The organism is Micromonospora coerulea (genome assembly GCF_016598485.1).
Lineage (GTDB): Bacteria > Actinomycetota > Actinomycetes > Mycobacteriales > Micromonosporaceae > Micromonospora > Micromonospora coerulea.
In genome coordinates this window covers 151326-166814 of sequence record NZ_JAEMUW010000002.1, presented here as the reverse complement: position 1 = coordinate 166814, position 15489 = coordinate 151326, and the positions used below count along the sequence as shown (strand labels likewise).

Genomic DNA, 15489 nt, shown 5'->3' with positions numbered 1-15489 from the left:
CCGCTCTGAACTGCGAATAAGTGTCACCATGCGACGGGCGCGGTAAGCGGGCGCATAGCCGGTGCACAGGTTGCGTCAACGCAGCGTCACGAACTCTCTACGGGCGGCGGTGCCGCCGGGTGACGCCGTGGTGACGTCCCCGCGGGCATCGTGTCGGACGTCGTCCGGCCGGACCGGAACCCGCCCCAGGGGGAGACTCTTCATGGACCGTTCGCTCATCGTCGCGAAGGTGGTGCCCACCGCCGAGGACCGGGTCGCCGAGATCTTCGCCGAGTCCGACGCGACCGAGCTACCGCTTCTGGTCGGCGTTCGGCACCGCTCGCTGTACCGGCTGCACGACCTCTACGTTCACCTGCTGGAGACGGAACTCCCCGGCGAGGGGGCGGTGGAGAACGCCCGGGGGCATCCCGAGTTCGCCCGGGTCAGCGCGCGGCTGCGGCCCTTCATCTCGCCGTACCTGCCGGACTGGCAGTCGCCCCGGGACGCGATGGCCCACTGCTTCTACCGGTTCGACGCGCCCGGGCGGCGACCGTGACCACGACCGCACCGCGCGACGAGCAGCTCTGGTCCCGCTGCGCCGGCTGCGCCTCGCTGCTGTACCGCAAGCGGCTGCGGCGCAACCTCGACGTCTGCCCGGAGTGCGGCACGCATTCCCGCGTGGACGCGCCGGCGCGGGTGGCGCAGCTCGTCGACCCGGACTCGTTCACCGCGCTGCCCGACCGGGCGGTCGAGGTGGACCCGATCGGCTTCGTCGACGCGCTGCCGTACCCGCACCGGCTCACCGCCGCGCGGGCCGCCACCGGGCTGGACGAGGCGGTGGTCTGCGGCACCGGGGCGGTCGGGGGGCACCGGATCGCGCTGGCGGTGATGGACTTCCGCTTCCTCGGCGGCAGCCTCGGCTGCGCGGTCGGCGAGCTGATCACCCGGACCGCCGAGCAGGCCCTCGCGGAGGAGATTCCGCTGGTGCTGGTCACCGCCTCCGGCGGGGCCCGGATGCAGGAGGGGGCCCTGTCGCTGATGCAGATGGCCACGGTCAGCCAGGCCGTCGCCGGGCTGCGCGAGGCGGGCCTGCTCACGGTCAGCGTGATCACCGACCCGACGTACGGCGGGGTGGCGGCCTCCTTCGCGACCAACACCGACGTGGTGCTGGCGGAGAGCGGCGCGCGGTTGGGCTTCGCCGGCCCGCGGGTGATCCGGCAGGTGACCGGCGCCGCGCTGCCGGCCGGTTTCCAGACCGCGGAGTTCCTGCTGCGGCGCGGGCACGTCGACCTGGTGGTACCACGGCACGCGCTGCGCGGGCGGCTGACCGCGCTGCTCGCCGCCGCCCGGGCCGGCCGGGGCAACCGCCGGCCGCTCGTACCCCGGCAGGAGCCGGCGCGCCGGCCGCCGGCGGTGGCCGGCGCCCCGCGTCCCGAGCCGGCGGCCGGCGTCCCGCCGGATCCGGCGGACGGCGCGGCCCGGGACGCCTGGGACACCGTCCGCACGGCCCGCCACCCCGGCCGACCCACCACTCTGGACTATCTGGAGAGCGCCTTCGACGGCTTCGTCGAGCTGCACGGCGACCGGCTCGGCGCGGACTGCCCGGCGGTCGTGGGCGGGCTGGCCCGGCTCTACGGCCGGCCGGTGATGGTGGTCGGCCACCAGAAAGGGCACACCACCGCCGAGCTGGTGGCCCGCAACTTCGGCATGGCCAGCCCGGCCGGGCACCGCAAGGCGCTCCGGCTGATGCGGCTGGCCGCCCGGCTCGGGCTGCCCGTGGTGACCCTGGTGGACACCCCGGGGGCGGACCCGGGGGTCGCCGCGGAGGAGCAGGGCCAGGCGGCGGCGATCGCCGAGAACATCCTGGCGCTCAGCGTGCTGCCCACCCCGATCGTCGCGGTGGTCACCGGGGAGGGCGGCAGTGGCGGCGCGCTGGCGCTGGCCGTCGCCGACCGGGTGCTCATGCTCGAACACGCCGTCTACTCGGTGATCAGCCCGGAGGGCTGCGCCGCGATCCTCTGGCCGGACAGCTCCGCCGCCCCGCAGGCCGCCCGCGCGCTGCGGCTCACCGCGCCGGACCTGTGCCGGCTCGGCGTGGTCGACGAGGTGGTGCCCGAGCCGCCGCCCGCCGCCCACCACGACCCGGCCGCCGCCGCCGAGCTGCTGGCCCGGGCGGTGGCGGCGAACCTCGCCCCGCTGCTCGACGTGCCGCCGGCCACCCTGGTCCGCCGCCGCCGGCAACGCTTCCGCCGGTACGGCGCGGCCCGCGCCGGCGCTCCGGCGGTGCGGCGATGAGCAGCGGCCAGAGCCCCGACGCCGTCCTCGACGGGCTGCGCCGGCACGCCCACCGGCTCGTCGCCGAGCTGGCCGGCCCGGTGCGCCGGGTCCGGCTGCGCAGCGGCGAGACCGTCCTCGAGGTGGAGTGGCACGGGCCGGCCCAGGCCGCGCCCGCGCCCGCCCCCCGGACCGAGCCCGACCCGGCGGCGCCCGCCGAGCCGCCGCCCGAGCCGGGCCGGCTCACCGTGCGGGCGCCCGTGGTCGGCACCTTCTATCGGGCCCCGGAACCGGGCGCGCCGCCCTTCGTCGCCGTCGGCGACCTGATCCGTCCCGGTCAGGTGGTCGGCATCGTGGAGGCCATGAAGCTGATGAACGAGGTGACCGCCGACCAGGCCGGACGGGTGGTCGAGGTGCTGGTCGACGACGGCCAGCCGGTCGAGTACGACCAGCCGCTGCTCGCCCTGGAGCCGGCTGGGCAGCGGGGTGGATGATGTTCGAAAAGGTGCTGATCGCCAACCGGGGCGAGATCGCGCTGCGGGTGCTGCGGGCCTGCCGGGAACTGGGCGTGCGCACGGTGGTGGTGCACTCCAGCGCCGACGCGGACTCCCTGCCGGTGCGGCTGGCCGACGAGACCGTCCGGATCGGACCGGCGCCCAGCCGGCAGAGCTACCTCAACGCGGCGGCGATCGTCGAGGCCGCCCGGCAGACCGGTGCGCAGGCCGTCCACCCCGGCTACGGCTTCCTCTCCGAGGACGCCGACTTCGCCGAGATCTGCGCGGAGAACGGCCTGGTCTTCATCGGGCCGCCACCGCAGGTGATGTCCGCGCTGGCTGACAAGGCCACCGCGCGGGCGCTGATGCGCCGGGCCGGGCTGCCACTGCCGCCGGGCAGCGTACGGACCCTGCCGACCGTCGCCGACGCGGTCGAGGTGGCCGCCGAGGTGGGCTATCCGGTGATCGTGAAGGCCGCCGCGGGCGGTGGCGGGCGCGGGATGACCGTGGTCCGCTCCGCCGCCGCGCTGCCCCGGGCGTACGCCCGCACCCGGTCCGCCGCCCAGGTCGCCTTCGGCGACGACCGGGTGTACGTCGAGCGCTACCTGACCGACGCCCGGCACGTGGAGGTGCAGGTGCTCTGCGACGGCCACGGCAACGGGGTGCACCTGGGCACCCGGGACTGCTCGGTGCAGCGCCGCCACCAGAAGCTGGTCGAGGAGGCGCCCGCTCCGGCGCTCGCCGCGGCCACCCTGGACACCCTGGCCGAGACCGCGCTGCGCGGCGCCCTGTCGGTCGGCTTCACCGGCGCGGGCACCGTGGAGTTCCTCGTCGACGAGGCCGAACGGTGCCACTTCCTGGAGATCAACTGCCGGATCCAGGTGGAACACCCGGTCACCGAGATGGTCACCGGCGTCGACCTGGTGCACGAGCAGCTGCACATCGCCGCCGGGGTGCCGCTGCGCCTGCGCCAGGAGGAGATCCGACTGCACGGGGTCGCCGTGGAGTGCCGGGTCAACGTGGAGGACCCGGACCACGGCTTCGCCCCCACCCCCGGGCGGCTGGACCGGTTCCGGCCCCCCGGTGGCCCGTTCACCCGGGTCGACACCCACGGCCACGTCGGCTACCTGATCAGCCCGCACTACGACTCGCTGCTTGCCAAGGTGGCGGTCTGGGCGCCCGACCGGCCCTCCGCCCTGGACCGGCTGGACCGCGCGCTCGGCGAGTTCGACGTCGCCGGCCGCGGCGTGCGGACCACCATCCCCTTCGTCCGGCGGGTCCTCGACGATCCGGCCTTCCGCAAGGCCCGCCACACCACCGGCCTGGTCGACCGGCTGCTCGCCGACCGCGCCGGAGGCGCCACCGCCCCGGCCGCCACCGTCCCCGCCCCGGCCACCGTCCCGGCGCCGGCGCCGGCTGCGGTGCCCGCCGGGGACGCCGCTCTCGCCGACCCGCCCGTCAGGAGGACCCGATGACCGTCGCCCCCGACCGACCGCTCACCACGGAGATCACCGACATCCTGGTCACGCACTGTGGCCTGGACGTCGAGACCGCCGCCCGCAGCCCCGCCGCCAGCCTGGAGGAACTGGGCATGGACTCCCTGGCCCTGCTGGAACTCTCCGCCGTGGTCGCCGACCGGTGGCGGGTGCGCATTCCGGAACAGGCCGGGCAGCTCAGCATCGCCGGCGTCGCCGACCTGGTGGCCCGCCGGGCAGACCCACCCGGGCACACCGAGAACAGCGTGGTCATCGACGCGCCGCTGCCGCTGGTCTGGCGGATCACCAACGACGTGGCGAGGTGGACCGACCTGTTCACCGAGTACGCCGTGGTGGAGATCCTGGAGTCCACCGGCGACACCGTCCGATTCCGGCTCACCATGCACCCCGACGAGAACGGGGTCTGCTGGAGCTGGGTCAGCGAACGCACCGCCGACCCGGCGACCCGGCAGGTGCGGGCGCACCGGGTCGAGACCGGTCCGTTCGAGTACATGCGCATCCACTGGCGCTACGACGAGGTGCCCGGCGGCACCCGGATGACGTGGGTGCAGGACTTCGCGATGAAGCCCACCGCGCCGGTCGACAACGCCGGGATGACCGAGCGGATCAACACCAACAGCCGGGTGCAGCTCGAGGTCATCAAGGAGCGCATCGAGCGGGCGTACGCGGGAGGCGACGATGAGTGAGATCGTCACCGGGGTCATCGCCGCCCGCGACGTCGCCGCCGATCGGCGGCGCGGCGGGGAGTTGCGGGTGCTGCTCGGGCCCAAGACCGTCGGCAGCACGTCCGGCTTCATGGGGGTCGCGGCGCTCGCGCCGGGGGAGCGGATCGCCGAGCACTACCACCCCTACAGCGAGGAGTTCCTGTACGTCGCGCGCGGCGCCATCACCGTGGACCTCGACGACGAACCGGTGCCGCTGGCGGCCGGGGAGGCGCTGTTCGTGCCGCGGCTGGTGCGTCACCGGCTGCGCAACACCGGCGACGAACCCGCCGAGGTGGTGTTCCACCTCGGGCCGCTCGCGCCCCGCCCGGAGCTCGGCCACGTCGACACCGAACTGGTCGAACAGCGGGGACCATCGTGACCGGCCGGCGCACCGTGGTCACCGGCATCGGCGTCGTCGCCCCCGGCGGCGCCACCCGGGACCGGTTCTGGAAGAGCATCACCGAGGGGCGTACCGCCACCCGGCGGATCACCTTCTTCGACCCAACGCCGTTCCGCTCCCGGATCGCCGCCGAGTGCGACTTCGACCCGGACGCCGCCGGGATCACCCTCGCCGAGCGGCAGCGCGCGGACCGGTACGTGCAGTTCGCCCTGGCCTGCTCGGCGGAGGCGGTCGCCGACAGCGGGCTGGCCCTCACCGACGCGGTGCGGGAGCGCGCCGGGGTGGTGCTCGGCACCGCCGTCGGCGGGACCATGGCGTTGGAGAAGGAGTTCGTCCGGGTCAGCGACTCCGGCCGGCGCTGGCTGGTCGACCACACCCTCGGCGGGCCGTACCTCTACCAGGCGCTGATCCCGAGCAGCCTGGCCGCCGACGTGGCCTGCCGGCACGGCCTGCACGGCCCGGCCCAGGTGGTCTCCACCGGCTGCACCTCCGGCATCGACGCCATCGGGTACGCCCACCAGCTCATCGCCGACGGCGAGGCCGACGTGGTGCTCGCCGGGGCGGCCGACTCGCCGATCTCCCCGGTCACCGTGGCCTCGTTCGACGCCATCCAGGCCACCAGCCCGGACAACGACGACCCCGAACACGCCTCCCGCCCCTTCGACGCCGACCGCCACGGCTTCGTGCTCGCCGAGGGGGCCGCGGTGCTGGTGCTGGAGGAGGCCGGGCACGCCCGCCGCCGGAGCGCGCACGTCTACTGCGAGGTGGCCGGCTACGCCGGCCGCAGCAACGGCTTCCACATGACCGGCCTGCGCCCCGACGGGGTGGAGATGGCGCTGGCTATCAGCGACGCGCTGCGGCAGGCCCGGGTCGCCCCGGGCGACGTCTCCTACATCAGCGCGCACGGCTCCGGCACCCGGCAGAACGACCGGCACGAGACGGCGGCGTTCAAGCGGGCCCTCGGCCCGGCCGCGTACCGGGTGCCGATCAGCTCGATCAAGTCCATGGTGGGGCACTCGCTCGGCGCCATCGGTTCGATCGAGATGGCCGCCTGCGCGCTGGCCATCGAGTACGGCGTGGTGCCGCCGACGGCGAACTGGGCCACCCGCGACCCGGAGTGCGACCTGGACTACGTGCCCAACGAGGCCCGCGAGCTGCCGGTCGACGTGGCGCTCTCGGTCGGCAGCGGATTCGGCGGCTTCCAGTCCGCGATGCTCTTCCGCCGCCTGGCGGCGACGCTGTGACCGCGGCCTGTGCCGGCCAGCGCGGGGTCCCGGCGGTGACGGCGTGACCGCGCGGGCGGTGGTGACGGGTGTCGGGGTGGTGGCGCCGAGCGGCGTCGGCGCCGACGCGCACTGGGCCACCGTGGTCGCCGGCACCCGGCGCACCGGGCCGATCACCCTGTTCGACCCGGCGAGCTACCCCACCCGGATCGCCGGGGAGGTGGCCGACTTCGACCCCGCCGGGTACGTCGACGCCCGGCAGCGGGTGCAGACCGACCGGTGGACGCACCTCGGGTTCGCCGCCACCCGGCTGGCGCTGGCCGACGCCGGCCTGCCCGAGCAGGCCCCCGACCCGTGCGGCTGGGCGGTCACGCTGGCCAGCTCCTCGGGGGGCAACCTGTTCGGCCAGCGGGAGCTGCAACGGCTCTGGGGTGGCCCGACCCGCACGGTCGGGGCGTACCAGTCGATCGCCTGGTTCTACGCGGCCAGCGTCGGGCAGCTCTCCATCCACCACCAGTTCAAGGGGCCGAGCGGGGTGCTGGTCGCCGAGGCTGCCGGGGGCCTGGACAGCCTGGCGCACGCCGTGCGCACCGTCCGCCGGGGTACCCCGGTGGTGATCGCCGGGGCGACCGAGTGCCCGCTGAGCCCGTACGCGCTGGCCTGCCAGCTGCGCTCCGGGCTGCTCAGCGACGTGGCCGACCCGGAGCTGGCGTACCGGCCGTTCGACGTCGCGGCGTCCGGCTACGTCCCCGCCGAGGGCGGCGCGGTCTTCGTGGTGGAGGAGCTGGGGCACGCGCTGGCCCGGGGCGCGCGGATCTACGGCGAGGTGACCGGCTGGGCCGCCACCCACGACGCCGCCCCCACCGACCCGCATGCCGGCCCCGACCCGACGCACTACGCCCGGGCGCTGCGGCTGGCCCTGACCCGGGCCGGGGTCCGGCCGCACGACGTGGACATGGTCTGGCCGGACGCGCTGGGCATGCCCGCCCACGACCGGGCCGAGGCGGCCGCGCTGCGCGCGGTGTTCGGCGACCGGACGCCGCCGGTAACCACCCAGAAGCCGCTGACCGGGCGGGCCCACCAGGGCGGCTCCGCGCTGGACGCGGCGACCGCGCTGCTCGCCTTCCGGCACAACCTGCTGCCCGCCTCCGCCGGGCCGGAGCAGCCCGCCGAGGGCTGCGAACTGGGGTTCCTGCGGGCGCCCCGCCGGCCGCGCAGCCGCATCGCACTGGTCGGCGCGCGGGGCTTCGACGGCTTCAACAGCGCGCTGGTGCTGCGCGGCGCCGCGCCGCCACCGCCGACGGACTAGGGGAGCTGACCGGGCCGCTGTGGACCGGGATCGATCGCAGGTTCACCGGCGCGCCCCAGTTCGTCCGCACCACGTCGGCCAGGCTCCCGGCGGCCACCACCGCCCGCGCCTCGACGCAGCCGTCCAGACAGGACCCGAGTCGGTCTCTTCGTCCGGGCCCACGGTGAACTCCGCGTCCGGGTCGATCGGACCCGCCGGCCGGCCCGCGTACGTCTCGATAGCCTCGGTGGTGGAGGTGGGGCGGTGCGATTCCAGGTGGCGGTGTGCGGGCCGGCGGAGGCCACGGAGACGGAGCTGACGCACGCCCGACGGGTGGGGGAGCTGCTGGCCGAGCGGGGTGTCACCGTCCTCTGCGGAGGCGGCGGCGGGGTGATGGCCGCGGTCGCCGCCGGCGCCCGCTCCCGCGACGGCCTGGTCATCGCCGTACGCCCCGACGACGGCGCCGATCCCGGCCCGGCCGACGTGTCCGCGTCCGTGGTGACGAACATGGGGCAGGCGCGTAACGCGATCCTGGTGTGGAGCGCGGACGCGGTGATCGCGGTCGGCGGCTCCTGGGGGACGCTCAGCGAGGTGGCCCTGGCGATGCGGCGGGGCACCGTTCCGGTGGTGCTTCTCGGCGGCTGGCGGATCCTCGGTCCCACCGGCGAGCCGGTGCCCGGGCCACGTCCCGTCGACACCCCGGCGCAGGCGGTGCAGGCGGTGCTCCCGCCCGGGCGGTGATCCGCGCTCAGCCGAGCAGCGCCAGCAGCTCACGAGGATGGCCGGCGGTACGGTCCGCCGGCACACCCGGGTCGTACTGATGGCCCCAGCCGGCGGCCACCGCCAGCGCGCCGCTGCGGCGCGCCGCTCGAAGGTCGAGCGGCGAGTCACCGACATACGCGGTTCGGGTGGGAGGGACGCCGAGCAGCCGGCAGGCCAGCTCGACGCCGTCGGGCTCGGGTTTGGGTCGCCCGACCTCGTCCCCGCCGACGACGACCTGGAAATGCCCGAGCAGACCGACCCGGTCGAGCAGGATCTCGGCCGCCCGGTGGCTGGCGCCGGTGAAAAGACCGACCGCCCTCCGCCCGGCGACGCCGGCGAGCAGGTCGGCCACCCCGGGATAGACGGTGACCTGCGTGGCGAGGGTGGTCAGGTGGGCGTGGTAGCGGGCGAGGTCGCGGTCGGTGGCCGACCGTCGGAGCAGGTGCGTCAGCAGCGCGGCCGGTGGCCCGAGCGGGTACCCGGCGATGATCTCGGCGTCGGAGAGCAGCGGTCCGCCGGCGTCCATGATGGCGGCACGGTAGGCCGCGGGCACCACCGCGTGGGACTCGATCAGCGTGCCGTCCATGTCGAAGACGATCGCGTCCACCCGCTCGTGTGCCGCCCGCATGGGCAGATGCTAGGGCAGCCGGGATCCGGTCGGACGGCGGGGGAACCTCAGCCGGTCGTCGTCCTGAACTGGCCGGCGAGCCGCTTCGGGGCGCGCGCCAGCCACGCCTCGGTGATCAGCTCGGTCAGCTCCTCGACGCCGATCCGGTCGAGCCGGACCAGCACCGCCGGGTATCCGTCGAAGTGCGGGGTGGTGAAGTAGACCTCGGGGTCGTCGGCGAGGAGCGCCTCCTTGGCGCCCTCGTCGGGCACCCGGGCGCCGAGGATCGGCCCGTCCGGCGCGGCATCGCCCAACGCCGCCAGGTCACCGCGGCGCAGCGGCCGTTCCCAGACGAAGAGCTTGTCGCGGACCCGCCACGCGGGCAGGTCGTCGTGGGAGCCGCGCTCGGTGGTCTCCGGCAGGGCGAGCGCGATCCGTCGTACGTCGTCCCAGGTCGCCATGGCCCGACCGTACTCCCGCCCACCGACACCACGGTGCGGCCGGCAGGTTGGTCAGAGCCCGCGCAGCAGGGCGATGTCGTGGTGGTCGACCTCCCGCGGCGGGTAGCCCTCCCGGAAACGGAGCTGCTGGCCCACCGACAGGCAGGGCACCGGGCGGCCGTCGATGACGCCCTCGGCGAAGCCGTCCGCGGCGTACGCGAACGTCGCGTCGTCCAGTCCGGACTGCACTCCGCTGCCGTCCGAGCGGAACGCCACCGGGTGGATGTCGACCTTCCGGCCGTCCGGCGCGGTCAGCTCGGCGCGGACCGGCAGCCAGTCCACCGTGGTCACGAAGCCGAGCCGGTCGAGCAGCGCGAGCAACTCCGCCTGCTGGCTCGCGTCGATCGCCAGGTCGAGGTCGGCGTGCGGCCGGGTTTGCCGGCCCACCACCGCGTCCACCGCCCAGCCGCCGGCCACCCAGACCCGCAGCCCGTCCGCGGCGAACTCGTCCAGCAGTGCGGTCACCTGGTCCCCGTTCACCCCTGGACCTTGGCAGACTGACGGTCTGCCCGCGAACCGGAAGGATCGTGATGCGCCGGATCATGAGCACCACCAGCAGCCGGTCGCTGAGCGCCAGCGCGAGCAGCCGGGGCGTGCCGCTCAGCGCCACCCCCGCCGCGAACGTCAGCCGGCGGGGCAGCCGCGTTCCTGCCGCAGCGGTTCGGGTTGGACACGGTCGGTCGGCGGCCGGTGCGACGGACGGCGGGCGCGCCGATGGCTGAGCCGCTGCTGCCGGCGAGCCTGGCCGACTTTGCGGGGCTGGCCCGGGCCGCGCTGCCGCCGGAGGTGTGGGACTTCGTCGAGGGCGGCAGCGGGACGGAGACCACGCTGACCGCCAACCGGGCGGCGCTGGACCGGGTCGCGGTGCTGCCCCGGGTGCTGACGGGCGTGGATCGGCCGCGGACCGACGCACCGCTGCTCGGCCGGCCGCAGGCGATGCCGGTGGCGGTCGCGCCGATGGCGTACCAGCGGCTGGTGCATCCGGACGGCGAGCCGGCGCTGGCGGCCGCCGCCCGTGCGGCCGGGGTGCCCTACGTGGCCAGCACGCTGAGCAGCACCCGGATCGAGGAGGTCGCCGCGGCCGGCGGGGAGGTCTGGTTCCAGCTCTACTGGCTGCGCGACCGGGGCATGGTCGCCGACCTGCTGGACCGGGCGCACGCCGCCGGCTGCGCCGCGCTGATGGTCACCGTCGACGTGCCGATCCTCGGCCGGCGGCTGCGCGACGTCCGCAACGGCTTCGCCCTGCCCCCGCATGTCACCGCGGCGAACCTGCCGGGCGGGCGGAACGACCTGGCCCACCAGGGCACCCCCGGGGTCTCCGCGGTGGCGGTACACCCCGGTGCGGTCTTCGCCCCGGCGCTGAGCTGGGCGGACCTGGCCTGGCTGCGCGGTCGTACCCCGCTGCCCCTGGTGGTCAAGGGCATCCTCGACCCCCGCGACGCGGCCCGCGCCGCGGAGACCGGGGCGGACGCGGTGGTGGTCTCCAACCACGGTGGCCGGCAGCTCGACGCCGCGCCGGCCACCGCGACGGCGCTGCCCGACGTGGTGACCGCGGTGGGGGAGCGGTGCGAGGTGCTGCTGGACAGCGGCGTGCGCGGCGGGGTCGACGTGCTGCGGGCGCTGGCGCTCGGCGCGACCGGGGTGCTGGTCGGCCGCCCGATGCTCTGGGCGCTCGCGGCGGGCGGCCGGGCCGGCGCCGAGGCGGCCCTGGCGCTGCTCGCCGCCGAGCTGCGCGACGCGCTCACCCTGACCGGCTGCGCCGACCCGGCCGCCGCCCGACACCTGCGCACGACGACCGGAGGCTGACCGTGGAGCTGAACATCACGGTCGACCCGCTGCGGCTGTCGGTCAGCGCGGTGACGCCGGAGCAGATCGACCTGGGGCTGGACCGGCTGGCCGCGCTGATCATCGACGAGCTCGGCGCCGCCGGGGGCGGCCGGCGCCGGGGCGGCCGGCGCGCTCATCAGCCGCGGTGCGGTCCCCTGATCTCGCCGGAGCCACGGGGGATCAGCCGGGTCGCCACCAGGTGGGTCCGCGGTCGCCACTGCTCGCCGTCGAGGCGCCGGAAGATCAACGACGCGGCGACCCGGCCCATCTCGGACGGGTCCTGCGCGACCACCGTGACCGCCGGCTGGAGGAGGTCGGCGAGCGGGAAGTCGTCGAAGCCCACGAGGGCGACCTCGTGTTGCCGGCCGAGCTGCTGGAGGGCCCGGATCGCCCCGATGGTGACCAGGTTCTGCGAGGTGAAGAGCGCGGTGGGTGGGGACTCGGCGGAGAGCAGCCGGCGGACCGCCTCCTCCGAGGCCCGCTCGGTGTGCAGATCGTGGACGGCGGGGGCGGTGGACGGTCGGATGCCGTGGTCGGCGAGCGCCTCCCGGAAACCCTGGAACCGTTGTCGGGCCGTGGGGATGGTCTGGAGGTCGCCGAGGTAGGCGATGTGCCGGTGGCCGTGGGCGACGAGGTGGTGGACGGCGGACGCGGCGCCGTCGTGGTTGTCGGCGAGAACGGCGTCGACCGGCAGCCCGACCGGCGGCCGGTCGACGAAGACCACCGGGGTGCCGGCGTTGACCTCGCCGGCCAGGTAGCTCTGGTCGTCGCTGGCCGGCACCACGACCAGGGCGTCGGCCTGCCGCATGGTGAAGGCGTGGATGAGGTCCCGCTCCCGTTCCGGGTTCTCGTCCACGCTGCCGGCGAAGATGAGCACGCCCCGATCCCGCGCGGCGTCCTCGAGGGCGCGGTGCAGGGCGGCCGAGAAGGGGTTCGCCAGGTCCTCCAGGACCGCCGCGATCGCCGCGCTGCGGCCGCTGGACCGCCGCAGGCTGCTCGCGGTGAAGTTGGGCCGGTAGTCGAGTTGCGCGATCGCCCGCTGCACGGCGGCGGTCTTCGGTGCGGACACGCCCGCCTCGCCGTTGACCACCCGGGAGACCGTCTTCGGGCTCACGCCAGCGAGCAGCGCGACGTCGCGGAGCGTCGGTCGGGCCTTGCCGGCCGACGTCGCGGGGGCGGCAGCGTGCATGGGCGCTCCTACCGGGCGGGGGTGCTGCGGTGGCGGTCCGGGGCCACGGCGTACGCCGTGGCCCCGGACCGACGGTGATCGACGGTCAGGTTATCGCCACACCGACCGCAGCGGCCGGATGGTGAGCGACCGCACCACCACGTCGCCGCCCTCGGCGAAGAGGCGGGTCTGGTCGCTGGTGACCGCGGGGAAGATCTGGTCGGTGATGGTGGTCTGTCCCGCCCCGCCGAACACCTCCACGGACGACCGGTCCACGTACACCGTCATCCGCACCCGGTTGCCGTCGGCGGAGAGCGGGCCGGAGTGCACGCCGGGGAAGAGTGGCCCGACCTCCACCTCGCCGGAGCGGGTCCGGTCGACGTAGAGGCGACGCGCCCCGGCGTCGTACCCGACCACCGTCCGTTCCTGGTCGCCGCCGCGGAGCTGGAGGCCGAAGCGGTCGGCGTCGCCGAGTTCGAACTCCGCCTGGATCTCCAGCACGGTGCCGTCCGCCGCCGGGGGCAGGTCGAGCACCCCGGGCCGCAGGGTCGTGTCGTGCAGCGTGAACCCCTCGCCGTCGCCCCGCAGGGTGGTGAGCTGGTCGGCCGGCGACTGGACGAGGCGCACCTCGCCGGCGACGGTCCGCAGCGCGAACTCCCGGGGCAGGGCCATCGCGCCGCGCCACGGCGCGGTCGGGACGCTGCCGGCGTACTGCCAGTTGTTCATCCAACCGATCGCGACGCGGCTGCCGCCCGGGGCGTTGTTGTACGAGACCGCCGCGTAGTAGTCCTTGCCGTGGTCGAGCCAGTCGTAGCGTTCCAGCTCGCTCTGCGCCGGCCGGTCGGCGAACATGACGTGGTCGACGAGGATGTGCCCCCAGCCACCGGAGTTGAGGTCGTTGATCTCCAGGTGGGCCCGCCGCCCCGCGTACTCGCGGACGTCCCAGCCCACCCAGTCCAGGCGTTCGCTGTCCTTACCGGTGGCGGTCCGCACGACCTGGCCGTCCATGACGAGGTTGACCGCGGTCTCCACCGAGCGGGGCAGTACCGGTTCGTCGGTGGCGACGAGGTGGTCGACCAGGAGGTGCCCCCACCCGCCGGTGTTCTCGTCGACGATCCGCAGCTGCGCGGTGCGACCCCGCAGGTCGCTCACGTCCCAGCTGCGCCAGTTCAGGAAGCCGGAGAAGTTGCCGGTGGCGGTCCGCACCACCCGCCCGTCCACCAGCAGCTCGACCACCGTACGCCCGGTGCCGTCGGTCAGGTGGCCGCCGGCGCCGACGAGCACGCTCAGGTGGTTGCGGTCGATCGTGAAGCCGGGCGAGGTCAGCGTGCCCGTCGTCGAGTCGGCCTCGAAGAAGGTGGTGAGCAACTTGTCGCCGACGTGGCCGCGCTCCGACCGGGCCGGTCCGACCACCGGCGCGCGGTCGCGCAGCCCGCCGGTCGCCGTCCACCCCGCCTGCTCGTACGTCTGGCCGTCGGGGAACTCGAAGTCGAGCACGGGTTCGGCGTCGGCCGGCACGAAGTCGGTCGTGGTGCCGGGCAGGTGCGGGTGGGCGCCCCCGCCGACGAGCAGGTTCAGGTAGTCCTGGCCGAGGGTGAACTCGGGGGAGACCAGCCGCCCCCTGGGCGCGTCGAAGCCGACGAAGCTGTTGACCAGGGACCGGCCGCGGAAGCCGCTCACCTGCTGCTGCCCGGGGACGGTTCCCGGGTACGGGCCGGTGCCGAAGGGCCCGGGCCCCAGCGTCGGGTCGTTCTCGACCGCCCATCCGGCGTAGTCGTCCTCGAAGTCGGCGAAGAGTGTCCCGGCCGGCGGCTCCGGCTCGCCGGTGACGACGTTGTCGGCGGTGAACCGGGTGCCGTCCCAGTCGCCGACGAAGTACTGCGCGCCCGACCCGCCGGCCACCGCGCCCGGGTTCAGGTTGACCACCAGGACCCACCTGGTGCGCCGCGGGTCGCCGTCGACCGGCAGCTCGAACAGGTCCGGCACCTCCCAGACGCCACCGACGGCGTTGGCCGGCCCGAAGTCGCTCAGATGGGTCCATGACCGCAGGTCGGGGGAGCCGTAGAAGCTCACCTTGTGCTCGGTGGCCAGCACGACCGCCATGGTCCACCGGCCGGACCTGGTGTCCCAGAAGACCTTCGGGTCACGGAACTCCCGGGAGCGGAGGTCCAGCACCGGGTTGCCGGCGTACTTCGTCCAGGTGCGCCCGCGGTCGGTGCTGTACGCCAGCGACTGCGCCTGGATGCCGGTGGCCGGGTACGAGCTGGTGTAGACGGCGACCAGGGCCGGCGCGCCGGGGCGGCCGAAGCCGGAGGTGTTCCGCTCGTCGACGACGACCGACCCGGAGAAGATGTGCTCGTCGGCCGAGTACGGGATCGCGACCGGCAGCTCCGTCCAGTGCAGCAGGTCGGGGCTGACGGCGTGCCCCCAGGACATGTTGCCCCACTGCGCGCCCTCGGGGTTGTACTGGAAGAACAGGTGCCACTCGCCCTGGTACCACACCAGCCCGTTCGGATCGTTCATCCAGTTGCGCTCGGGACTGAAGTGAAGCTGCGGTCGGTGGGCCTCGTCCCGGGTGGTGGTCGGTGCTGCCTGCGCACCGGCGTCCGGTGTCGTCGCCAGGAGAGTCACGGCCGCGCAGGCGGCCAGCCATCGGCGGATCCTCATCCACATCCTCCGTCCATGGGGGACGCCCGTGGCCCGCCGGGCCCGGGCGTCCGGACCGTGGGCGAATCCTGGGGCCGGTCTGACATCGATGTCAAGAGTT

The 15489-nt window shown here is 75.1% G+C and carries 15 protein-coding genes; 10 read left to right on the top strand and 5 right to left on the bottom strand.

What is annotated here, in order from left to right; all coding sequences use genetic code 11:
* Nucleotides 1–202: 202 nt before the first annotated feature.
* From I8N68_RS03180 to I8N68_RS03140, 9 genes are all read left to right on the top strand, one after another.
* Nucleotides 203–535, top strand: a complete 333-nt coding sequence (locus I8N68_RS03180; RefSeq protein ID WP_200207346.1) for a TcmI family type II polyketide cyclase — start codon at nucleotides 203–205, stop codon at nucleotides 533–535.
* The gene (locus tag I8N68_RS03175; protein ID WP_200207344.1) at nucleotides 532–2274 is read left to right on the top strand and encodes an acetyl-CoA carboxylase carboxyltransferase subunit alpha; all 1743 of its coding nucleotides are present in this window, start codon (nucleotides 532–534) and stop codon (nucleotides 2272–2274) included. The genes I8N68_RS03180 and I8N68_RS03175 overlap by 4 nt, the downstream gene beginning before the upstream one ends.
* Complete coding sequence (accB, locus tag I8N68_RS03170; RefSeq protein WP_200207342.1) at nucleotides 2271–2747, top strand: acetyl-CoA carboxylase biotin carboxyl carrier protein; 477 nt, start codon at nucleotides 2271–2273, stop codon at nucleotides 2745–2747. Before I8N68_RS03175 ends, accB begins: the two co-directional genes overlap by 4 nt.
* Nucleotides 2747–4222 (top strand): acetyl-CoA carboxylase biotin carboxylase subunit, encoded by a 1476-nt coding sequence (locus I8N68_RS03165; RefSeq protein WP_234038730.1) that lies wholly within the window; start codon nucleotides 2747–2749, stop codon nucleotides 4220–4222. The genes accB and I8N68_RS03165 overlap by 1 nt, the downstream gene beginning before the upstream one ends.
* Nucleotides 4219–4929 (top strand): SRPBCC family protein, encoded by a 711-nt coding sequence (locus tag I8N68_RS03160; protein WP_200207332.1) that lies wholly within the window; start codon nucleotides 4219–4221, stop codon nucleotides 4927–4929. Before I8N68_RS03165 ends, I8N68_RS03160 begins: the two co-directional genes overlap by 4 nt.
* Nucleotides 4922–5326, top strand: coding sequence for a cupin domain-containing protein (locus I8N68_RS03155; protein WP_200207330.1), 405 nt, complete (start codon nucleotides 4922–4924; stop codon nucleotides 5324–5326). Before I8N68_RS03160 ends, I8N68_RS03155 begins: the two co-directional genes overlap by 8 nt.
* A complete protein-coding gene (locus I8N68_RS03150) occupies nucleotides 5323–6591 on the top strand; it encodes a beta-ketoacyl-[acyl-carrier-protein] synthase family protein (protein ID WP_200207328.1) in 1269 nt (422 codons plus the stop codon). Before I8N68_RS03155 ends, I8N68_RS03150 begins: the two co-directional genes overlap by 4 nt.
* 43 nt (nucleotides 6592–6634) lie before the next feature.
* Nucleotides 6635–7879 carry a beta-ketoacyl synthase N-terminal-like domain-containing protein gene (locus tag I8N68_RS03145; protein WP_200207326.1) on the top strand — a complete coding sequence of 415 codons (1245 nt, stop codon included), beginning with the start codon at nucleotides 6635–6637 and terminating at the stop codon, nucleotides 7877–7879.
* A gap of 243 nt (nucleotides 7880–8122) precedes the next feature.
* Nucleotides 8123–8599: an SLOG cluster 4 domain-containing protein gene (locus tag I8N68_RS03140; RefSeq protein WP_200207324.1), complete on the top strand. Its 477-nt coding sequence runs from the start codon at nucleotides 8123–8125 to the stop codon at nucleotides 8597–8599.
* 7 nt (nucleotides 8600–8606) lie between these two features.
* Here I8N68_RS03140 and I8N68_RS03135 read toward each other — a convergent pair whose 3' ends face one another.
* From I8N68_RS03135 to I8N68_RS03125, 3 genes are read right to left on the bottom strand one after another with little or no spacing between them, the layout of a single operon-like run.
* Nucleotides 8607–9248 (bottom strand): HAD family hydrolase, encoded by a 642-nt coding sequence (locus tag I8N68_RS03135; RefSeq protein ID WP_200207322.1) that lies wholly within the window; start codon nucleotides 9246–9248, stop codon nucleotides 8607–8609.
* 47 nt (nucleotides 9249–9295) lie between these two features.
* Nucleotides 9296–9688 carry an MmcQ/YjbR family DNA-binding protein gene (locus I8N68_RS03130; RefSeq protein WP_200207320.1) on the bottom strand — a complete coding sequence of 131 codons (393 nt, stop codon included), beginning with the start codon at nucleotides 9686–9688 and terminating at the stop codon, nucleotides 9296–9298.
* Nucleotides 9689–9739: 51 nt separating this feature from the next.
* A complete protein-coding gene (locus I8N68_RS03125; protein WP_200207316.1) occupies nucleotides 9740–10207 on the bottom strand; it encodes a nucleotidyltransferase domain-containing protein in 468 nt (155 codons plus the stop codon).
* Between the two features lie 234 nt (nucleotides 10208–10441).
* Between I8N68_RS03125 and I8N68_RS03120 the strand changes: the two genes are divergently transcribed.
* A complete protein-coding gene (locus I8N68_RS03120) occupies nucleotides 10442–11533 on the top strand; it encodes an alpha-hydroxy acid oxidase (protein ID WP_200207315.1) in 1092 nt (363 codons plus the stop codon).
* Between the two features lie 157 nt (nucleotides 11534–11690).
* On the opposite strand, the gene I8N68_RS03115 is transcribed toward I8N68_RS03120, so the two are convergent.
* Both I8N68_RS03115 and I8N68_RS03110 read right to left on the bottom strand, forming a co-directional pair.
* Complete coding sequence (locus I8N68_RS03115; RefSeq protein WP_200207314.1) at nucleotides 11691–12743, bottom strand: LacI family DNA-binding transcriptional regulator; 1053 nt, start codon at nucleotides 12741–12743, stop codon at nucleotides 11691–11693.
* Between the two features lie 90 nt (nucleotides 12744–12833).
* Nucleotides 12834–15389, bottom strand: a complete 2556-nt coding sequence (locus I8N68_RS03110) for a glycoside hydrolase family 32 protein (protein WP_200207313.1) — start codon at nucleotides 15387–15389, stop codon at nucleotides 12834–12836.
* Nucleotides 15390–15489 lie beyond the last annotated feature (100 nt).

Bases quoted from the DNA above. Each gene is read 5' to 3' on its own strand.
- I8N68_RS03180 (WP_200207346.1), top strand. From the start codon at position 203: ATGGACCGTTCGCTCATCGTCGCGAAGGTGGTGCCCACCGCCGAGGAC.
- accB (WP_200207342.1), top strand. From the start codon at position 2,271: ATGAGCAGCGGCCAGAGCCCCGACGCCGTCCTCGACGGGCTGCGCCGG.
- I8N68_RS03165 (WP_234038730.1), top strand. From the start codon at position 2,747: ATGTTCGAAAAGGTGCTGATCGCCAACCGGGGCGAGATCGCGCTGCGG.
- I8N68_RS03160 (WP_200207332.1), top strand. From the start codon at position 4,219: ATGACCGTCGCCCCCGACCGACCGCTCACCACGGAGATCACCGACATC.
- I8N68_RS03155 (WP_200207330.1), top strand. From the start codon at position 4,922: ATGAGTGAGATCGTCACCGGGGTCATCGCCGCCCGCGACGTCGCCGCC.
- I8N68_RS03135 (WP_200207322.1), bottom strand. From the start codon at position 9,248: ATGCGGGCGGCACACGAGCGGGTGGACGCGATCGTCTTCGACATGGAC.
- I8N68_RS03130 (WP_200207320.1), bottom strand. From the start codon at position 9,688: ATGGCGACCTGGGACGACGTACGACGGATCGCGCTCGCCCTGCCGGAG.
- I8N68_RS03120 (WP_200207315.1), top strand. From the start codon at position 10,442: ATGGCTGAGCCGCTGCTGCCGGCGAGCCTGGCCGACTTTGCGGGGCTG.
- I8N68_RS03115 (WP_200207314.1), bottom strand. From the start codon at position 12,743: ATGCACGCTGCCGCCCCCGCGACGTCGGCCGGCAAGGCCCGACCGACG.
- I8N68_RS03110 (WP_200207313.1), bottom strand. From the start codon at position 15,389: ATGAGGATCCGCCGATGGCTGGCCGCCTGCGCGGCCGTGACTCTCCTG.